Raw genomic sequence first — 16,683 nt, forward strand, 5'->3', positions numbered from 1 at the left:
GTGAATATGAGCGACAACACTGCTTCCCCGACCGCGCCGGCCCCCGCCACCAAACCTGTGCGCCGCTGGCCGGCGCTGCTGATCGGGCTGTGCCTGGTGGCCGGTGTCGCCGCCGGACTGGGTTGGTTCATGACCAAGCCCAAGGCACCGCCCATGGAACTGGCGTTGGAAAAACTCGGCCTGAGCCGCCCCGACGGCCTGCTCGAGGCCCACTCCCTGAGCCAGTTGCCCAAGGACTTGCTGGCGGTGCCGTTCCTCAAGGCCACGCTCACCGAGGATTTCGTCTTCTATTACGAAACCCATGCCGACCGCCTCGGGCTGATCGGCAGCCTGCGGCGGATCATCTACGAGCATGATCTCAAACTGCAGGACAGCCTGATCGAGCAGCTTTTCGACCAGCCGGCCGATGTAGCGCTATGGCGCGGCGCCGACGGGCGGCTCAAGGATTTTCTACTGGTGATGGATCGCGGTGGCCTGGCCAAGGTGCTGGAGCCGCTGGCAAAAGTGGCGCTGGATGATTCACAGCTCAGCCAGCTCGGTGAGATGAACGTGGCCGGCGACGTGGTGCCGGTCTATCAACTCACCTATAACGCCAGCAAAGCCCTGGTATTCGCTTCCCATGGCGACAAGCTGGTGGTGTTGTCCAATCCGACCAGACTCTACGACCTGGGAAGTGGCCCCACCGACGAACCCGGCATGGTCTCGACCCAGGCCCTCGAAGCGCTGCTGGCCGGTGAAAAACTCTTCCCCGAAGCCTTTGGCCTGCTGCCCAAGGCGCCTGAGGTCAAGCAACGCATCTCGGTCAATGCCAGCGTGCTCGCCATGGGCTACCAGCGATTCATCCCGAACTTCGCCGGGTTGCGTTTCGACATGGACGACAAGGGCTGGCACAGCTTCCTGGCCATGGACGAGCTGGAAGACCAGCCGGACTTCGACTTCAAGCCAATCTGGCAAGCCATGCCCATGGGCGCCAGCGCCTGTGTCGCTTTGCCCCTGGCCGCCGAACAACAAAAGCCATTGCTGGTGAAACTCGGTGCCGACGACAACGCGGCCCAGGTCATGATCGAGCACATGGCCGGCGCGGCGGGGCTGTGCTGGTACGCCGATTCGCGGCTTTACACACCACTGCTGGTGGCGAACCTGAACGATGACGGCGGCAAGCTCGATGTCGACCTGGGCAACCTGTTCGGTTCGATGGTGGGCGCCTACGAAAACAACGTGGCCGAACATGCGTTTCCCGTTGTTGAGACACAGGAAGGCCCGATGCACCGCTGGCAACGCCAGGTCAGCTCCAACTTCGGCCCTTACCCGGCCAAGGACGCCGCGCAGCCCGAGTCGATCACCGGCAAGGCGTTCATGCAAGTCAGTCTGGCGCGGCACGGTTCGACCCTGTTGTTTTCCCTCGACGACAAACTGGTAGACAAGGCCCTCGGCACCCTCGACAAACGTTTCCCGCCCATGGCCGACGTGGTGCCCAAGGACCTGCTGATGCCGGTCTACTTCGGCCCGGATGCCATGGCGCAACTGATGCAACGCGAAACCCTCGACAGCCTGCCCCAGGACATGGAACCGGTGTTCTACAACGCCGCGCAAACCTACCTGATTCCGAAGCTGCGCACCCTTGGCGGCTACGGCAAATACGCCCTGACGTTGCCTGAAGGCAGCGAACCGGACGGCCACTGGCAGTGGTTGCCACTGGAATGGAAAGCGCTGTGACCGGGTTGATCCGCCGCCCCGGATGGGTGTTGATGCTGGCGCTGCTGCTGGGCGGGCAGGCGTTTGCCGCTCAGACACCCGCGCTGGATGTGCAGCAATCGAAGGTCTTTCGTGCCTGGTTCGTGCGTATTGCCCAGGAACAACTGACCAAAGGCCCGAGCCCGCGCTGGTACCAACAGGACTGCGCCGGGCTGGTGCGCTTTGCGGCCAATGAAGCGCTGAAGGTCCACGACCAGAAGTGGTTGCGCAGCAATGGCCTGTCCAATCGCTACCTGCCGCCAGAGCTTGAACTGAGCGATGCCCAGCGACGTCTGGCGCAGCAGTGGCAACAGGGCGGCGGCAAGGTCGGACCCTACGTCAACGCCATCAAGCTGATCCAGTTCAACAGCCATCTGGTGAGCCGGGACGTCACCCAGGCCCGTCCGGGCGATCTGATGTTCTTCGATCAGGGCGATGACCAGCACCTGATGATCTGGATGGGCCGCAACATCGCCTATCACACCGGCACCACCACCCCAACCGACAACGGCATGCGCTCGGCAAGCCTGCAACAACTCATGAACTGGAAGGACACCCGATGGATACCCGACGCAGCCAACCCCAACTTCATCGGCGTCTATCGACTCAACTTTCTCTCCCAATGACCGGTGCCCACATGCTGCGCTTGTGTTCAAAATTGCCCCTGCTGCTGGCCCTGTTGCTGGCGCCGATCGTTCATGCCGAAGACACTGTGCAGCCCAGCGGCTATACGCCGTTGGCCGGTGAAAGCTTCTTCCTGCTGGCCGACAGCAGTTTTGCCAGTGACGAGCAAGCCATGGTCCGCCTCGAAGCGCCGGGGCGCGACTATCGGAAATTCCGCATGGAGCCGTACGGCGGTGCCGATATCCGCGTTTATCGCATCGAAAAACCGCTGGATTTCCTCAAGCGCCAGAAGAACCTGCACCGGGTGGTCAGCGACGGCCAGTTCAAGGGCGAAGGGCTGTCGAACACCCTGGCGTACCTGTGGGACAACTGGTACCGCAAATCCCGTCGGGTGATGCAGCGGGCGTTTTCCTACGAGTCGCGTCAGCAAGTCACCGAGCAAGTGCCGGAACTGAAAATGGGCAGCGCCATCGCCGCGCCGACGCCGTACGACGCGCAACCACAGTTCGCCTTGATTCCGGGTTTGCCGGTGGTCAGCCAGTTCCGTTACCCGCTGTGGCAGGCCAAGCCGATCCAGCCGCCAGCGGGGGTCAACCTGGCGGGTTCGTCGAGTGAGTTCATCAGCGTCGCGCCAGGCAACGTCTACGTGCCACTGGGCCAGTTGAAACCCGGTCTCTATTTGGTCGAAGCGCTGATCGGGAAATACCGGGCCACCACCATGGTGTTTGTTTCCAACACCGTGGCGGTGAGCAAGATCGCCGGGGACGAGCTGCTGGTCTGGGCCGCGCGTAAACACGAAGGTCGTTCGGTGCCCAAGGTCAACGTGCTGTGGACCGACGGCCTGGGCGTGATGAGCAGCGGCGCCACCGATGAAGACGGCTTGCTGCGCCTCAAGCACGTCAGCCCGGAGCGTTCGTTTGTCATCGGCGAGGACGAGGAGGGCGGGGTATTCGTCTCGGAAAACTTCTACTACGACAGCGAAATCTACGACACCAAGCTGTTCGCCTTCACCGACCGGCCGCTGTATCGGCCGGGGGATTGGGTGTCGCTGAAAATCGTCGGCCGTGAATTCAAGAATGCCCGGGACTCGGTGCAGCCGACGGCCGCCGACGTCAATGTCAGCGTGCTGGATGCCACCGGCACCGAGCTGCAGACCCTGGCCCTGAAGCTGGACTCCAAGGCCGGCACCCAAGGCCGTTTCCAGCTGCCGGAAAACGCCGTGGCCGGTGGTTATGAGTTGCGCTTTGGCTACAAGGACCAGCTCTACAGCAGTGCCTTTCGCGTGGCCGAATACATCAAGCCGCACTTCGAAATCGCGCTGAACCTCGCCAAGCAGGATTACCGCACCGGCGAGCCGGTCAAGGGCGCTCTCGTGCTGCTGTACCCGGACGGCAAACCGGTGGCCAACGCCAAGGTGAGCCTGAGCCTGCGGGCCCAGCAACTGTCGATGGTGGATAACGAGCTGCAGTACCTGGGGCAATTCCCGGTGGAGCTGACCAGCAGCGAAGTGACCACCGATGCCAAGGGCAGCGCCACCCTCGATCTGCCGGCCGCCGACAAGCCGAGTCGCTATACGCTCACTGTGTTTGCCAGCGATGGCGCGGCGTATCGGGTCAAGACCACCAAGGAAATTCTCATCGACCGTGGCGCGGCGAACTTTCGCCTGAGCGCGCCCCAGCGTTTCAGCGCCGCCGGCGAGAACGTCTCGTTCAGCTACACCAACGAGGGTGGCAACGCGCAAAGCAACGCCGTGACGCCGGGCAGCTACGCCTGGGTGCGGCTGGAAGACCAGACCACCGGCGAAGGCAAACTGGCGGCCAAGGACAAGGGCTTCAGCCTGACCTTCGAGCGTCCGGGCACCTACAACCTGACCCTTAAGGATGACCACGGTCGGGTCATTGGCGCCACCGGCCATTCGGTGACCGGCGAAGGTATCAAGGCCGTGCCGGGCACGGTCGAGATCGTCCTCGACAAAGCCCAGTATCAGGCCGGTGACGAAGCCCTGGCGCTGATCACCTTCCCGGAGCCGGTCAGCGATGCGCTGCTGTCACTGGAGCGGGACAAGGTCGAGGCTACGGCGCTGCTGTCCAAGGGCGGCGACTGGCTGAAAATGGAAAAGCTCAGCGACACTCAATACCGCGCGCGCATCCCGGTGAAAGACGCTTTTGCGCCGAACCTGACCTTCTCGGTGCTGTACACCAAGGGTGGCCAATACAGCTTCCAGAACGCCGGTATCAAGGTGGTCGCGCCGCAGATCGACGTCGCCATCGTTACCGACAAAGCCACTTATCGGCCTGGCGACACGGTGACCGTGGACCTGAGCACCCAGTTCGTCGGCAAGGCGATCCCGGCGCACCTGACGGTCAGTGTCGTGGATGAAATGATCTACGCCCTGCAACCGGAAGTGGCGCCCACCATCGATCAGTTTTTCTACCATCCGCGCCGCAACAATGTGCGCACCAGCGCCAGCCTGTCGTTCATCAGCTACGACGTGGCCCTGCCGGGCAGCCCGGGCGCGCCGGGCAAGGCCAACCGCAGCGAGCGCGGGGTCAAAGTGCTGGAGCGGCCTCGTCGTGAAGACGTCGACACTGCCGCGTGGCAACCGGAGCTGGTCACCGACGCCAACGGTAAGGCCCGTTTCACCTTCAAGATGCCGGACTCCCTGACTCGCTGGCGTATCACGGCCCGGGCCATCGCCGATGACGGCCAGGTGGGGCAGAAAAAGCAGTTCATCGGTTCAGAGAAACCGCTGTACCTGAAGTGGAGCGGCCCGACCCGGTTCCGCAGTGGTGACAAACCGCAAATGGGCCTGTTCGCTTTCAGCCAGTCCGAACAGCCGTTGAAGGCCGAACTGCTGATCCGTTACGCCGGTACTGAACAGCGCGTGGTGGCGGACCTGAAGCACGGCATCAACTATGTGGCGCTACCGTCTCTGGAGTTGAGCAGCGGCGACTTGAACGTGCAGTTGCAGGTCAATGGCGAAACCCAGGACACCCTGGCCGTGCAACTCAATGCCATTGGCAACGGTTGGCAAGTCACCCAGAGCCAGCGCCTTGACGTGGCGAGCGGTGACACACCGCTGAGCCTGCCGCTTGATGCCAGCGATATCCGCCTGCGCCTGGACGACAGCCCGCAAGCGCTGTTCCGTTCGGCCCTGGATGACTTGTTGAACTACCCCTACGGCGGCGTCGAGCAAACCGCCAGTCGTCTGCTGCCGCTGAGCATCGCCTACCCGACGCTGGCGGCGAACCCGCAGATTCGCGATCGCTTGCGGCTGATCATGCAAAACAGTCGCCTGCGCCTGGTGCAAATGGCCGGGCCTGCGGCGAGCTTCACCTGGTGGGGCCAGGCTGGCGAACCGGATGCGTTCCTCACGGCCTATGCTTATTACGCCGACTGGCACGCCAGCCAGGCCCTGGACCTGAGCCTGCCGCCGGAGCACTGGCAGCGGGTGCTGGAGGTCTACGCCAAACAGGCCGGCGATACGCCGTTGCTGCAGCGTGCGCTGATCCTGTCGTTCGCCAAACAGATGCAACTGCCGGTGAACACCTTGCTCAGCGGCTTGATGGACGACCTGGCGAAAGCCGGCGAGGGCGGCGATTCGAGCGTGATGGACAGTGGCGAAGACAGCCTGGTCATGAGCGCGCCGGATTCGGCCCTGGGCTTGGCCAGCGCCCGCATGCTGACGGCGTCCCTCGCCAGGCAGGTGAAGGTGCCGCTGCCGGAGGCCTTCAGCCGGCAACTCGACGCCGCACAACAGCAAATGGAAGTCAGCTCCCAGCCGTTCGTCGAGGCCTTGAGCCTGTCACTGCAAAGCTTCGATCAGGCGCGTGCCAAGGCATTGCTCGAACGTCTGCTGCCGCAGCAATCGACCCTTGAACGGGCCCTGGCCTTGACCTGGCTGCAACGCAGCATCGAGCAGGCCGCGCCCGCCGTGGCCCTGACCCCGGGTGAAGGCTGGAAGGCCCGGCAAGGGGCCACCGGTGAAACCTACTGGCAATGGCAGGGCGCGCAGCTACCGACCCTGCTGACCTTAAGCGGTGCCGAGGAGCGCCCGTTGCAGGCGGCACTGAGCTACCAGACGGGACAAGCGCCCGTGACGCCGATGGCGGTGACCATTACCCGGCGCTTGTCCCGTCTGGTGCCGGGCGACGAGGCCTTCACCTTCAAGCTCGAAGCCGTGGGCAGCAAGCCGCTGTCCAGTGACAGCCTTTATCTGGATGAAGTGATCATCAACAGCAAGGCCTCTACGCCGCTGCGCTACGGCATGCTCGAAGTGCCGCTGCCGCCGGGTGCCGATGTGGAGCGCACCACCTGGGGCATCCAGTTGCTGGGCAAGGCCGGCAGTGAGCCGACTTCCCTGGAGAAGGCGCGCTTCGAGCCGGGTCAGATGGGTTACGCGGTGCCGCTGGACGCCCTCAGTGGCGAGCTGCGCCTGCGGCATCTGGTGCGCTTCTCCCAGAAGGGCCAGTTCAGCTTGCCGCCGGTGCGTTTCACCCAGGTCTATGCACCGCAGCATCAGGCTCGGGAACAGAAACCGGCGCTCGGTCAGGTCACGGTCAACTGACATGCGCTGGCCGCGCCTTGGGTGGTTGTTGTGCTTGATCCCTGCGCTGGCCACAGCGCAGGAGGAACCGTTGCGCCTGGCTTTCGACGGTCAGTTGCTGCGGGTGAGCCAGACCCAGGTGCTGGACCGACAGCCCTTGCCCGATGCCCTGCAGGCGCCGCTGGGCAGTGTGTGGAAGCTATTTGTCTACGCATGGCTAGTGGACACCGGCGCTCGCGAACCGGCATATGAATGTCGCGGTGAGTCCAAAGAGGAAGTCTATTGCTGTAGCGCCGGGCAGAACATCGGTCGCGATCAGGCGTTGGTGAAGTCCTGCGGCCTGTATTTCGAACCGCAGCGGCTTGGGCTTTCGGCTTCGAACTGGCGCGATTACTGGCAGGCCCGCCAAGCGCCGTCGTGGCTGCTGGACCTGCCGAGCCTGCAACCGCAAAAACAGGTACGCGTGGCTGAACTGCTCAAGGCACTGGCGATGCTGCCGGCTCAGGATCAGGCCCGTCGGGTACTGCTGGACGTGGTGCTCAACGCGGCGGATGGGCGTCTCGTCGGCCAGTTGGGCAGTCGTCTGCGGGTCAAGACCTGGAGTTGGCTGGGTGAACAGGATCCTTCATCGCGTCAGGGTGGTTTCGCTGGGTGGCTGGCCGACGGCACGCCGGTGTGGGCCGGTGGGCGTGGCACCAGCGAGCAGATATTGAAGGCATACGGTGATGGATTGGCGGCGGCGCTGCCGTCTCGTTGGCCGGCGGAAACGGGGCGATGTGTGGAAGTTGACCTGTTCGCCCGGTATCCCTTGCAGCGGGTGATGGCGGGTGACGGGCCGGCCACCCCAGGCCCGTTGCGCGGCGATTACCGTGTCGAATTCGCCAATGGCAACCAACTGGATATCCACAGCGACGGCGAGCTGTTCCTGCTGCCCGGCAAACTGGTGGCGCGACTGGATCGGGAAGAGTACGTCGCCCGGGTCCTGCAGCGCGAAGCCAAGGCTGAACCCGCCGAAGCCGCCAAGGCCCTGGCCGTGGCGATCCGCAGCTACCTGCTGCAAAACGCCCAGCGTCACGGCGATTGCCTGAGCATCGATGACAGCAGTCATCGCCAGCGCGTCGCCCCACGTTCGGCGGCGCCGCAAACCCGCGCCATCGCCGCCTGGACCAGCGATCTGGTGCTGGCGGGCACCGACGTGACCTACCACTCTGACCAATCCGCCCCGGACAAACTGTCCTGGGCGCAAGCCGTGGAGCAGGCCAGCGCCGGCCAGCGCTACGACGCCATCCTGCTGCATGCCTACCCGCGCGCCAGCCTCAGCCGCTGGGACAATCCGGTGGCGTCCTGTGAAGCGCTGCCCGCCGCTCAGGACTGGCTGTTGAAACAGCGACGCGGCTGGCGCCCCCGTCTGGCAGGTGAAGTGGGTTACAACGAAATCAGCGCGTTCGCCGTCTGCCGTGTCGCCTTCGGCCGGCCCTATGTCGACCGCGAACGCCGGCGCATCTATGTGCGCGGTGTGCTGTCGCTGCAAGACCGCCTCGACCTGACCCACGAATACTTGCACCTGGCCTTTGAAGCTCACCCCAATGGTCAGGACGAAACCTACATCGAAGGGCTCGCCCGTCACCTCTTGCTGGAATAGACCATGACACTCCGTTATCCACAGGCCTTGCTGTTGTTCTGCGCTTTGGCCGTGTTGCCGCCGGCCATTGCGGGCGAGGGCATCAAACTCGACACCCCGGTTGGCGGCTGGCGCAGTGGCGCGCCGGGCGGTGAAGGCGAAAGCTTCAGCCAGACCGTCAACTACCCGGCTTCTTCGGTCAACACACCTCAGGGCCAGGCCAGCACCGCCCGCATCAGCGGCCAGATCAAAGGCACGCCCAAGGACAGCAACGAGCCGGGCAAACTCATCATCAATGGCGTGACCCTGCCGCTGAAACTCGACCCGCAAGGGCGCTTCGACCGACCGTTCTCGTTCCCCAATGGCAGCAACAGCATCGAAGTGCGCAGCCCCGACGGCCAGCAACGCCACCGTACGCAATTTCTCAACACCAGCGGCGGCGCCACCCCGGCCAAGCTGCGGGTCTTGTTGACCTGGGACAGCGACGGCACCGACCTGGACCTGCACCTCGTCACCCCGGACGGCGCCCACATCTGGTACGGCGACCGCGTCGTCCCCAACGGCGCCGCGCTCGACGTCGATGTCACCACCGGCTACGGCCCGGAAATCATCGCCATGCCCGCGCCGATCAAAGGTCAGTACCTGGTGTACGTGAACTACTACGGCGGCGGTTATCGCAGTGACGAGGACGGCGAGCAACAAGCGGCACAAGCCCTGACCACGGCGCAGATCACCGTCATCACCGAAGAGGGCACGCCAAGCGAGAAGATGGAAACCTTCGTGGTACCGATGCGCACGGCGGGGGAGTTGATGTTGGTCAAGAGCTTCAGTTACCCCTAAGGCGCCATCAGCAAGATGTCAGCCTGGGGGCAGTGGGAGCGGGCTTGCTCGCGAAGACGACAGTACATTCAACATCAATGCAAACTGACCCGCCGCCTTCGCGAGCAAGCTCGCTCCCACATTGGATCTGTGGTGGACTGCGGATTTGTGACCACCCTAAAAATTGGGGGGGTGAGCTTTGCTCCCACAGGGGTGTCCGTCGTTTGTGACAATTAAAAATCTCACGCGTGAGCTATTGAGGGCACTGGGTATTCCCTGTAGTGTTTCTCACGCGTGAGTTTTTTCGCAGTGAGGTCAGCACCATGAACAGCCGCTCTCCAACAGATCCTGCGGGGTCTGTTACCGATTCAGCGAGCCGCAAGGGAGAGCGCTCGAAACCGTCCGTGAAAAAACCATCCAGCTTTTACATGAAGCAGATGCGCGCGGGCTTGAGTGCCGCCGGGTATGTGAAACACGAAACTTGGGTGCTTCCCGAAAACCGGAGCCTGCTCAAGCAGATGGAGAAACAGCTACGCCAACCGATTCTGGCTGGCTCATTCATGTCGGAGAATTACATGAGCGCAGGTAACAACTGGAACATTGATCGCCTCTTCAGTGCCCTTCAGGCCCTCGACGAAGTGGTGGCGAACGACATCACGCTTTCCCTTGTTCAAGGCTCCGAGTCCAGCATCAAGCTGGAAATGAACGACTTTGGCGGCTTGCCGATTTACATCGCAGTGGTGGGTGATCAGATCATCGTCGACACCGTTCTGGTGGATGTCGAATCGATCAACGATGTCGCGGCCTTCAATGATGCCGTGCTGCGCAGCCGGGAAATGTTCCCGCTGTCCTCGATCGGTATCGAGTCCATGCCCAACGGGCAGATTGTCTACAACATGTTTGGCGCACTGAGTTCCGACTCCAGCCTGACCAACGTCGTGACCGAGGTCAAAACCCTCGTCGACAACGTCCAGCGCGCCAGCGAAGCCTTCGAACGTTTCTTCATCTAATTTTTCGGGAACAGGAAATATCCAATGACTCAGTCCATCTGGAGCAAATTGTTCACCGCGCTGCGTGGTGGTGCCAACGAAGTCGGCGAGTCGATCGTCGATCAACAGGCCCTGCGCATCCTCGACCAGGAAATTCGCGATGCCGACAGCGCGCTGGCCAACGCCAAGCGTGAGCTGGTCACCATCATGGCCAAACACAAACTGTCGACTGACCGCGTCAGCGAGTACAACGCCAAGATCCAGGACCTGGAGTCCAAGGCGCTGGCGGCCATCCAGGCCAACCGTGAAGACCTGGCACTGGAAGTGGCCGAAGCCATTTCGACCCTGACCTCTGAGTTGGACGCCGAGCAAAAGCACGCGACCGAGTTCGGTGGTTACGCTGAAAACATGCGCAAGGACATCGTCAAGGCCGAGAACCGCATCAAAAGTCTGCGTCAGCAAGTGGACATGGCCAAGGCCCGTGAGAGCGTGCAGAAAGCCCAGGTCAGTGCTTCGATTGCCAGCGGCGGCGCCAATGGCAAGCTGGAAACCGCCGTCGGTACGCTCAACCGCCTGCAGGCCAAGCAACAGCAACGTGCCGCTGAACTGCAAGCCCAGGACGAACTGGCCGAGGCTTCGACCGGCAACGACCTGGAGCGCAAACTGCGCGATGCCGGCATCACGCCGAACGAAGGCAGCGCCAATGCGATTCTGGAGCGCCTGAAGAAAAAATCGGCGGAGTAATCGGCTGGGCTTTGCCTTGGTGGGGACAGGCCAAGGCAGCCAGGCACAGACCTTGTGGCGAGGGGATTTATCCCCGTTGGGCTGCGAAGCAGCCCTGAAACCTGACACCCTCGGTGTGTCAGCTGGGTCGAGTTCGCTGTTATTGGGGCTGCTCCGCAGCCCAGCGGGGATAAATCCCCTCGCCACAGGGTTTTGTGTTCAGCTTCAGGTTTTGTGTCTTAGTCCTGTTTTCCTGAAAATTCCCGGATTTATTGTCACCAAAGCTCTTCTATCCACGCCGCGCAGCAGGTTTAATGCTGCCCCGTGACCGCACTTGAGCACTCCGCTGCCCGTGCGATGACGTCGCCAGGAATGAACCCACGGAGTCAGGGACGAAATGTCGATTTTCCTTTTGCTGCGAACCTACGCCTCGTCCTTCTTCCATCGGTTCGGCTGGGCGGGCCTGGCCATTGCGTTGGGCGTACACCTGTCCATCGCCTGGATCGGCCTGGTGCTTCTGGGCGAACAGCACCTCATCGCTGCCGCCACGTTTATCTACTTCTATCTCACCACCACGCTCACCGTCGGCTATGGCGATCTGTTGCCACAGACATCCGCCGGGCGAATTTTCGTGGCAACTTGGATCATGCTCGGGGGCATTGCCCTGTTGACGACGGTCATCGGCAAAACCACCAGCAGCGTCATTGATGTATGGAGAAAAGGCATGAAGGGCAAAGGCGATTTCACCGGCAAGACCGGCCACACCGTTCTCATCGGCTGGGAGGGCGCCTCCAGCGAACGGGTCATCGAGCTGCTCCTGCAGGACGAGACGTCCAATGACAACCTGATTGTCATCTGCGATTGCGTGCTTGAAGAAAACCCCATGCCCGGCAAGACGACCTTTATCAAAGGTGAAAGCCTGTCCTCTGTCGCACTTTTGCAGCGCGCCGGTGTGCCGGGCGCCGAACGCGTCCTGGTGCGCACCCCCTCAGACGACCTGACCCTGTCCACCGTGCTGGCGGTCAATCAATTGAACCCGGTCGGGCATGTGGTCGCCCATTTCAATGACAGTGAAGTGGCCGCCCTTGCCAGCGCCTACGCGCCCAGCCTGGAATGCACCTCGAGCATGGCCATCGAGATGTTGGTGCGGGCTTCACAGGATCCGGGTTCGTCAGTGGTCATCAATGAATTGCTTTGCGTGGGCGAGGGCGCCACTCAGTACCTGATGAAACTGCCCGAAGCGTTTGATGCCGCGTTCGGCGATCTGTATGTGCAGATGAAAGAACACCACAACGCCATTCTCATCGGCTACCGCGCCAAAGGCGCCCGGCACCCGTCGATCAACCCGCCCTGCGACACGCGCGTCGGGGGCGGCGGCGACCTCTTCTATATCGCCTCCGCGCGTCTCAAGGAAATCTCCAATGGGCTGGTTTAAACGGTTGATGGGCATGGAGGCGCCGAACTCGGGCAAGGACTCCAAATGGGTCGCCAACCCAATCCCGGCCTCCGTCGGGCCGCTGGGCCTGGCATCTGGCAAAGAACTCAGGTTCGATAGCACGTTGAAATTGTTGCTCGACGGCAACACCGGCGTGGTCATCCCGGATGCCCAGCAGATCTGGAGCACCGGCATCGTCGACCTTGGGCAATCGAACTGGCTGACGCGCTGTTACATGAACGACGAGGACTACTGGTTGCAAGTGCACACCAGCGGCGATGTCGCCGGGCAGGTCGAGTCGGTGATCCTGTTCAATTACCTCAGTTACGTCACCCTCAACAGCGAAGCGGAGTTGCGACGGCTGGCCGGGCCCGAAAGCCTGATCGGCCTGCCGACCTACAACCACGACGGTGTCGAGTACAGCCGCGAGTGGGGCACCGAGGAAGGTCAGACAGAACTGGTGGCGTTGAGCGAGCGCGTGAGCAATCCGGATGAGTCCTACAGCGTCGAGCACCGCTCAATGCTGTATGCCCGCGAAACCGGCCTGACCGATCGCCGGGAATTCCTGCTGTTTTCCGTCGAAGAAGATGCCGAAGGCACCATCAGCTTGAGCACGTCGCTGGGCATTTCGCTGTACACCACTGACCTGAACACTTTTTAAAAAAGGAAGAAGTCCATGCTTGAAGCGCTCTCGATTTCCCTGAACAAAGCCGCCGTGCTCGGGTTTGTGTTGTACATCCTCGGTGCGGCCGTGCTGTTCGCGCTGTACCAGTTCATCTACACCCGGATCACGCCGCACAAGGAATTCGAACTGATCCGTTCGGGCAACGTGGCCGCCGCCATCGCGCTGGGCGGCGCCATCATCGGTTTCGCCATTCCGGCCAGCAATGTGATTGCCTATTCCGTCAGCATTCTGGACTTCGTCGTCTGGGCCGTGATCGCAGCGTTCGTGCAACTGCTGGCGTTCCTGGTGACCAGCCTGGTGCTCAAAGGCGCCTCTGAACGCATTAAAAAGGGTGAGCTCGCCGCGGGTATTTATATCGCGGCAGTGGCCATCAGCGTCGGCATGTTGAACGCCGCGTGCATGACGCCTTCCCAGAACTGATTGCGCCACGGAGATCCCATGAAACGAAGCAAGTACGTTCAGCTCTCGCTGGCCGCGTCGGTCGCCATGGCGATATCAGGCTGCGGCCCGACGGAAAAAACCTACCCGGTACAGAAGAAGTACAACTTCCAGTCCGTGCAGCAATGTGCCGATGAAAAACTCCCGGTAGACGTGTGCTCCGACGCCTACATGACCGCCATGGCCGAGCATCGCCGCATCGCACCGACGTACAGCAACCAGGCCGATTGCGATGCCGACTTTGTTGCCGATTGGTGCCAACAGGATTCCACCGGTCAGTTCATCCCCAGGCTGGGTGGTTTCGAACTGACCGCCGATGGCCAGGTCACCCAAGCCCAGGTGGACGCGGCCAAGGCGCAACTGCCGGCCTCCGAAGCCAACGCGCAAGGCTCAGGGTTCTCCGGCACCAGCCTGCTGACCGGGCTGCTGATCGGCAACATGTTGAGCAGCAACCGCAACAGCTACTACTCCCAACCGGTCTACCGCTATCGCGATGATCGCGGCAACTACGCGTCCTCAACGCTCGCCCAGCGGATTTCCAAAGGCTCGACCTTTACCAAGTCCAATCAGGCGAGGTATGGCAACTACACCGACACAGTTCGCTCCGCCAGCAAGCCGATCTCTGTTGCTTCCTCCACCTCCCGTGGCGGTTTCGGCAGCAAAGCCAGCGCCCGCAGCGGTTGGGGCGGCTCGAGCAGCTCCGGGCGATCGAGCAGTTAAGGAACGCGCGTCATGAAGAAAGTCCATTGCGCCGAACGTCATGACTGGAAACAGACCGCCGAGAGTCTCGGCTTTCTGTTCCACACCATCGACGACGAACCCTATTGGGACGAGAGCGCGTACTACCAGTTCACGCTCAAGCAGATCGAAGACGATCTGGAAGACCCGACCACCGAGATCCATGAGATGTGCATGGACCTGGTGGCCCGGGTGGTTCAGAGCGAGGAGCTGCTGGAGCGCCTGAGCATTCCCGCGCCGTTCTTCGACATGGTTCGCACCTCATGGCTCGAAGGGCATCCGCACCTGTATGGGCGCATGGACTTCTCCTACAACGGCAGCGGCCCCGCCAAGCTGCTGGAACTGAACTACGACACGCCGACCAGCCTGTATGAGGCGTCGGCGTTTCAGTGGGGCTGGTTGGAGCAATGCATCGAGCGCGGACTGTTGCCTGGGCATGCCGACCAGTTCAACAGCATCGACACCAAGCTGCATCAGGTCTTTGCCCAACTGCAACTCAAGCAGCCTTTTTACTTTGCGTCGATGAAAGACTCGATCGAAGACAAGGGCACCACCGACTACTTACGGCTGATCGCGGAAAAAGTCGGCATCGAATCGCGGCACATCGATATCGAGGACATCGGCCTTACAGGCGAAGGCCGTTTCGTCGATCTGGAAGATCGCTGGATCCCTCACCTGTTCAAGCTGCATGCCTGGGAGTTCATCTTCCACGAGCCTTTTGGTGCGGCGATTGCCCAGAGCGACACGCAGTTTTTCGAGCCGGCCTGGAAATCGATCATCTCCAACAAAGGCATCCTGCCGTTGCTGTGGGAATTCAACAAAGGTCACCCGAACCTGCTCGCAGCCCATCTCGACACTGACTCGAGCAAAGCCGTACCCAAGGGCTGGGTACGCAAACCTTTCTTTTCCCGGGAAGGCGCCAACATCGAGCTGCAAACCGCTGATGGCCTGATCGTCAAAGAAGACGGCCCCTACACCGACGCCCCCTTCATCCTCCAGGAATTCGCCCCGCTGCCGAAGTTTGGCGACAGCTACACATTGATCGGCTCCTGGGTCATTGGCGACCAGGCCGCCGGCATTGGCGTGCGGGAAGACAACAGCTTGATCACCAAGGATTCGAGCCGGTTTCTGCCGCATTTGATTCTCGACTGATTGCTCCCGAGCAGCCAATTCAATCAGCCTGACAGTCTGCGGTGCTTGTTTTTGGGGCTGCTTCGCAGCCCAGCGGGAGCAAGCTCCCTCGCCACAAGGGCGGTGTGTCAGTGGGCTAGGCGCTGAACCCATGTGGGAGCGAGCCTGCTCGCGATGGCGGTGGATCAGCCAACATCAATGTCGACTGACTTTCCGCTATCGCGAGCAGGCTCGCTCCCACAGGTCAGGTGTTCACCACAGATTTTTTCAGGTCCACCAGTACCGCACCAAATGAAAGAAGATCGGCGCGGCGAAGCACACCGAATCCAGCCGATCCAGCATGCCGCCGTGGCCTTCGATCATGTGCCCCCAATCCTTGACGCCACGGTCACGCTTGATCGCCGACATGACAATCCCACCGGCAAACCCCAGCAGGTTGATCAGCAAGGCAATGAGGAATGACTGCCAGGGATTGAACGGCGTGATCCACCACAGCGCGCCACCGATCAGCGAAGCCAGCAGAATGCCGCCGACAAAACCCTCGACGGTTTTCGACGGCGACAGGTTCGGGGCGATCTTGTGTTTGCCGAACAACTTGCCGCACACGTACTGCAGCACATCCGACAGCTGCACCACGATCACCAGGTAAGCGATCAGCAACAGGTTGCGCCCTTCGAAACCGGCGATGTCCAACGTCAGCAGCGCCGGCACAAACGAGATGCAGAACACCGCGATCATCAGCCCCCACTGGACCTTGGAAGCGCGCTCCAGAAAGTGCGTGCTGTCGCCGCCCAGGGACGCCAGGATCGGCAGCAGCAGGAACACGTACACCGGGATAAAGATCGAAAACAGCCCGTACCAATCAAAATAAATCAGCAGGTATTGCAGCGGCAGCGCCAGGTAAAACGCCGCCACCAAGGCCGGGTAGTCGCTGCGTCGGGTCGGTGTCAGGGTCAGGAACTCCCGCAGGGCGTAAAACGACACGGCGTAGAACAACAGGATGACCGCCGCGTTGCCCAGCCAGAACGCGGTGCCGATCACCAGCACCATCACCCACCAGGCGTTGATCCGCGCGTTGAGGTTATCGATGACCGAATTCGGCGCGCCTTTTGTCCGCAGTTTGAGGATGAAACCAATCACAGAGGCCAGCAGCAGAATTGCGCCGATCCCGCTAAACAGCATCAGGGTATGTCTATCCAT

At 61.7% G+C, this 16,683-nt stretch carries 13 protein-coding genes; 12 read left to right on the plus strand and 1 reads right to left on the minus strand.

The genetic code is table 11. The features are described from left to right. The first annotated feature begins 6 nt into the window (after window positions 1-6). The 12 genes from PSEUDOMOFG3G_RS01485 (at window position 7) to PSEUDOMOFG3G_RS01540 (ending at window position 15,504) form a co-directional block, all read left to right on the plus strand. The gene (locus tag PSEUDOMOFG3G_RS01485; RefSeq protein ID WP_139049064.1) at window positions 7-1,716 is read left to right on the plus strand and encodes a DUF2138 domain-containing protein; all 1,710 of its coding nucleotides are present in this window, start codon (window positions 7-9) and stop codon (window positions 1,714-1,716) included. Next, the gene (locus PSEUDOMOFG3G_RS01490) at window positions 1,701-2,360 is read left to right on the plus strand and encodes a DUF1175 domain-containing protein (RefSeq protein WP_047229730.1); all 660 of its coding nucleotides are present in this window, start codon (window positions 1,701-1,703) and stop codon (window positions 2,358-2,360) included. Before PSEUDOMOFG3G_RS01485 ends, PSEUDOMOFG3G_RS01490 begins: the two co-directional genes overlap by 16 nt. After that, on the plus strand, window positions 2,357-6,925 hold the full coding sequence (locus tag PSEUDOMOFG3G_RS01495; protein ID WP_139049091.1) for an alpha-2-macroglobulin: 4,569 nt from the start codon (window positions 2,357-2,359) through the stop codon (window positions 6,923-6,925). The genes PSEUDOMOFG3G_RS01490 and PSEUDOMOFG3G_RS01495 overlap by 4 nt, the downstream gene beginning before the upstream one ends. 1 nt (window position 6,926) lies before the next feature. Further along, on the plus strand, window positions 6,927-8,546 hold the full coding sequence (locus PSEUDOMOFG3G_RS01500) for a DUF2300 domain-containing protein (RefSeq protein ID WP_139049065.1): 1,620 nt from the start codon (window positions 6,927-6,929) through the stop codon (window positions 8,544-8,546). A 3-nt stretch (window positions 8,547-8,549) separates the two neighbouring features. Next, on the plus strand, window positions 8,550-9,365 hold the full coding sequence (locus PSEUDOMOFG3G_RS01505) for a YfaP family protein (protein WP_139049066.1): 816 nt from the start codon (window positions 8,550-8,552) through the stop codon (window positions 9,363-9,365). 407 nt (window positions 9,366-9,772) lie between these two features. After that, complete coding sequence (locus PSEUDOMOFG3G_RS01510; RefSeq protein WP_092394936.1) at window positions 9,773-10,354, plus strand: YjfI family protein; 582 nt, start codon at window positions 9,773-9,775, stop codon at window positions 10,352-10,354. 24 nt (window positions 10,355-10,378) lie between these two features. Beyond that, window positions 10,379-11,077, plus strand: a complete 699-nt coding sequence (locus tag PSEUDOMOFG3G_RS01515; RefSeq protein WP_047229446.1) for a PspA/IM30 family protein — start codon at window positions 10,379-10,381, stop codon at window positions 11,075-11,077. Between the two features lie 376 nt (window positions 11,078-11,453). Next, the gene (locus tag PSEUDOMOFG3G_RS01520) at window positions 11,454-12,491 is read left to right on the plus strand and encodes an ion channel (protein ID WP_139049067.1); all 1,038 of its coding nucleotides are present in this window, start codon (window positions 11,454-11,456) and stop codon (window positions 12,489-12,491) included. Then, a complete protein-coding gene (locus PSEUDOMOFG3G_RS01525) occupies window positions 12,478-13,152 on the plus strand; it encodes a DUF2491 family protein (RefSeq protein WP_047229448.1) in 675 nt (224 codons plus the stop codon). The genes PSEUDOMOFG3G_RS01520 and PSEUDOMOFG3G_RS01525 overlap by 14 nt, the downstream gene beginning before the upstream one ends. A gap of 15 nt (window positions 13,153-13,167) precedes the next feature. Continuing rightward, on the plus strand, window positions 13,168-13,596 hold the full coding sequence (locus PSEUDOMOFG3G_RS01530; protein WP_047229449.1) for a DUF350 domain-containing protein: 429 nt from the start codon (window positions 13,168-13,170) through the stop codon (window positions 13,594-13,596). An 18-nt stretch (window positions 13,597-13,614) separates the two neighbouring features. Next, complete coding sequence (locus tag PSEUDOMOFG3G_RS01535; protein WP_076383471.1) at window positions 13,615-14,334, plus strand: DUF1190 domain-containing protein; 720 nt, start codon at window positions 13,615-13,617, stop codon at window positions 14,332-14,334. Between the two features lie 12 nt (window positions 14,335-14,346). Continuing rightward, window positions 14,347-15,504 carry a glutathionylspermidine synthase family protein gene (locus PSEUDOMOFG3G_RS01540; RefSeq protein ID WP_047229451.1) on the plus strand — a complete coding sequence of 386 codons (1,158 nt, stop codon included), beginning with the start codon at window positions 14,347-14,349 and terminating at the stop codon, window positions 15,502-15,504. 246 nt (window positions 15,505-15,750) lie between these two features. On the opposite strand, the gene PSEUDOMOFG3G_RS01545 is transcribed toward PSEUDOMOFG3G_RS01540, so the two are convergent. Continuing rightward, window positions 15,751-16,683 carry a phosphatidate cytidylyltransferase gene (locus tag PSEUDOMOFG3G_RS01545; RefSeq protein WP_047229452.1) on the minus strand — a complete coding sequence of 311 codons (933 nt, stop codon included), beginning with the start codon at window positions 16,681-16,683 and terminating at the stop codon, window positions 15,751-15,753.

Source organism: Pseudomonas sp. FG-3G (assembly GCF_901007645.1).
Classification (GTDB): Bacteria; Pseudomonadota; Gammaproteobacteria; order Pseudomonadales; family Pseudomonadaceae; genus Aquipseudomonas; species Aquipseudomonas rhizophila.

What these genes read in the sequence shown, in the direction of transcription:
- PSEUDOMOFG3G_RS01525 (WP_047229448.1), top strand. Translation starts at nt 12,478, where the DNA reads ATGGGCTGGTTTAAACGGTTGATGGGCATGGAGGCGCCGAACTCGGGC.
- PSEUDOMOFG3G_RS01500 (WP_139049065.1), top strand. Translation starts at nt 6,927, where the DNA reads ATGCGCTGGCCGCGCCTTGGGTGGTTGTTGTGCTTGATCCCTGCGCTG.
- PSEUDOMOFG3G_RS01495 (WP_139049091.1), top strand. Translation starts at nt 2,357, where the DNA reads ATGACCGGTGCCCACATGCTGCGCTTGTGTTCAAAATTGCCCCTGCTG.
- PSEUDOMOFG3G_RS01535 (WP_076383471.1), top strand. Translation starts at nt 13,615, where the DNA reads ATGAAACGAAGCAAGTACGTTCAGCTCTCGCTGGCCGCGTCGGTCGCC.
- PSEUDOMOFG3G_RS01545 (WP_047229452.1), bottom strand. Translation starts at nt 16,683, where the DNA reads ATGGATAGACATACCCTGATGCTGTTTAGCGGGATCGGCGCAATTCTG.
- PSEUDOMOFG3G_RS01510 (WP_092394936.1), top strand. Translation starts at nt 9,773, where the DNA reads ATGAAGCAGATGCGCGCGGGCTTGAGTGCCGCCGGGTATGTGAAACAC.
- PSEUDOMOFG3G_RS01505 (WP_139049066.1), top strand. Translation starts at nt 8,550, where the DNA reads ATGACACTCCGTTATCCACAGGCCTTGCTGTTGTTCTGCGCTTTGGCC.
- PSEUDOMOFG3G_RS01490 (WP_047229730.1), top strand. Translation starts at nt 1,701, where the DNA reads ATGGAAAGCGCTGTGACCGGGTTGATCCGCCGCCCCGGATGGGTGTTG.
- PSEUDOMOFG3G_RS01515 (WP_047229446.1), top strand. Translation starts at nt 10,379, where the DNA reads ATGACTCAGTCCATCTGGAGCAAATTGTTCACCGCGCTGCGTGGTGGT.
- PSEUDOMOFG3G_RS01530 (WP_047229449.1), top strand. Translation starts at nt 13,168, where the DNA reads ATGCTTGAAGCGCTCTCGATTTCCCTGAACAAAGCCGCCGTGCTCGGG.
- PSEUDOMOFG3G_RS01520 (WP_139049067.1), top strand. Translation starts at nt 11,454, where the DNA reads ATGTCGATTTTCCTTTTGCTGCGAACCTACGCCTCGTCCTTCTTCCAT.
- PSEUDOMOFG3G_RS01540 (WP_047229451.1), top strand. Translation starts at nt 14,347, where the DNA reads ATGAAGAAAGTCCATTGCGCCGAACGTCATGACTGGAAACAGACCGCC.
- PSEUDOMOFG3G_RS01485 (WP_139049064.1), top strand. Translation starts at nt 7, where the DNA reads ATGAGCGACAACACTGCTTCCCCGACCGCGCCGGCCCCCGCCACCAAA.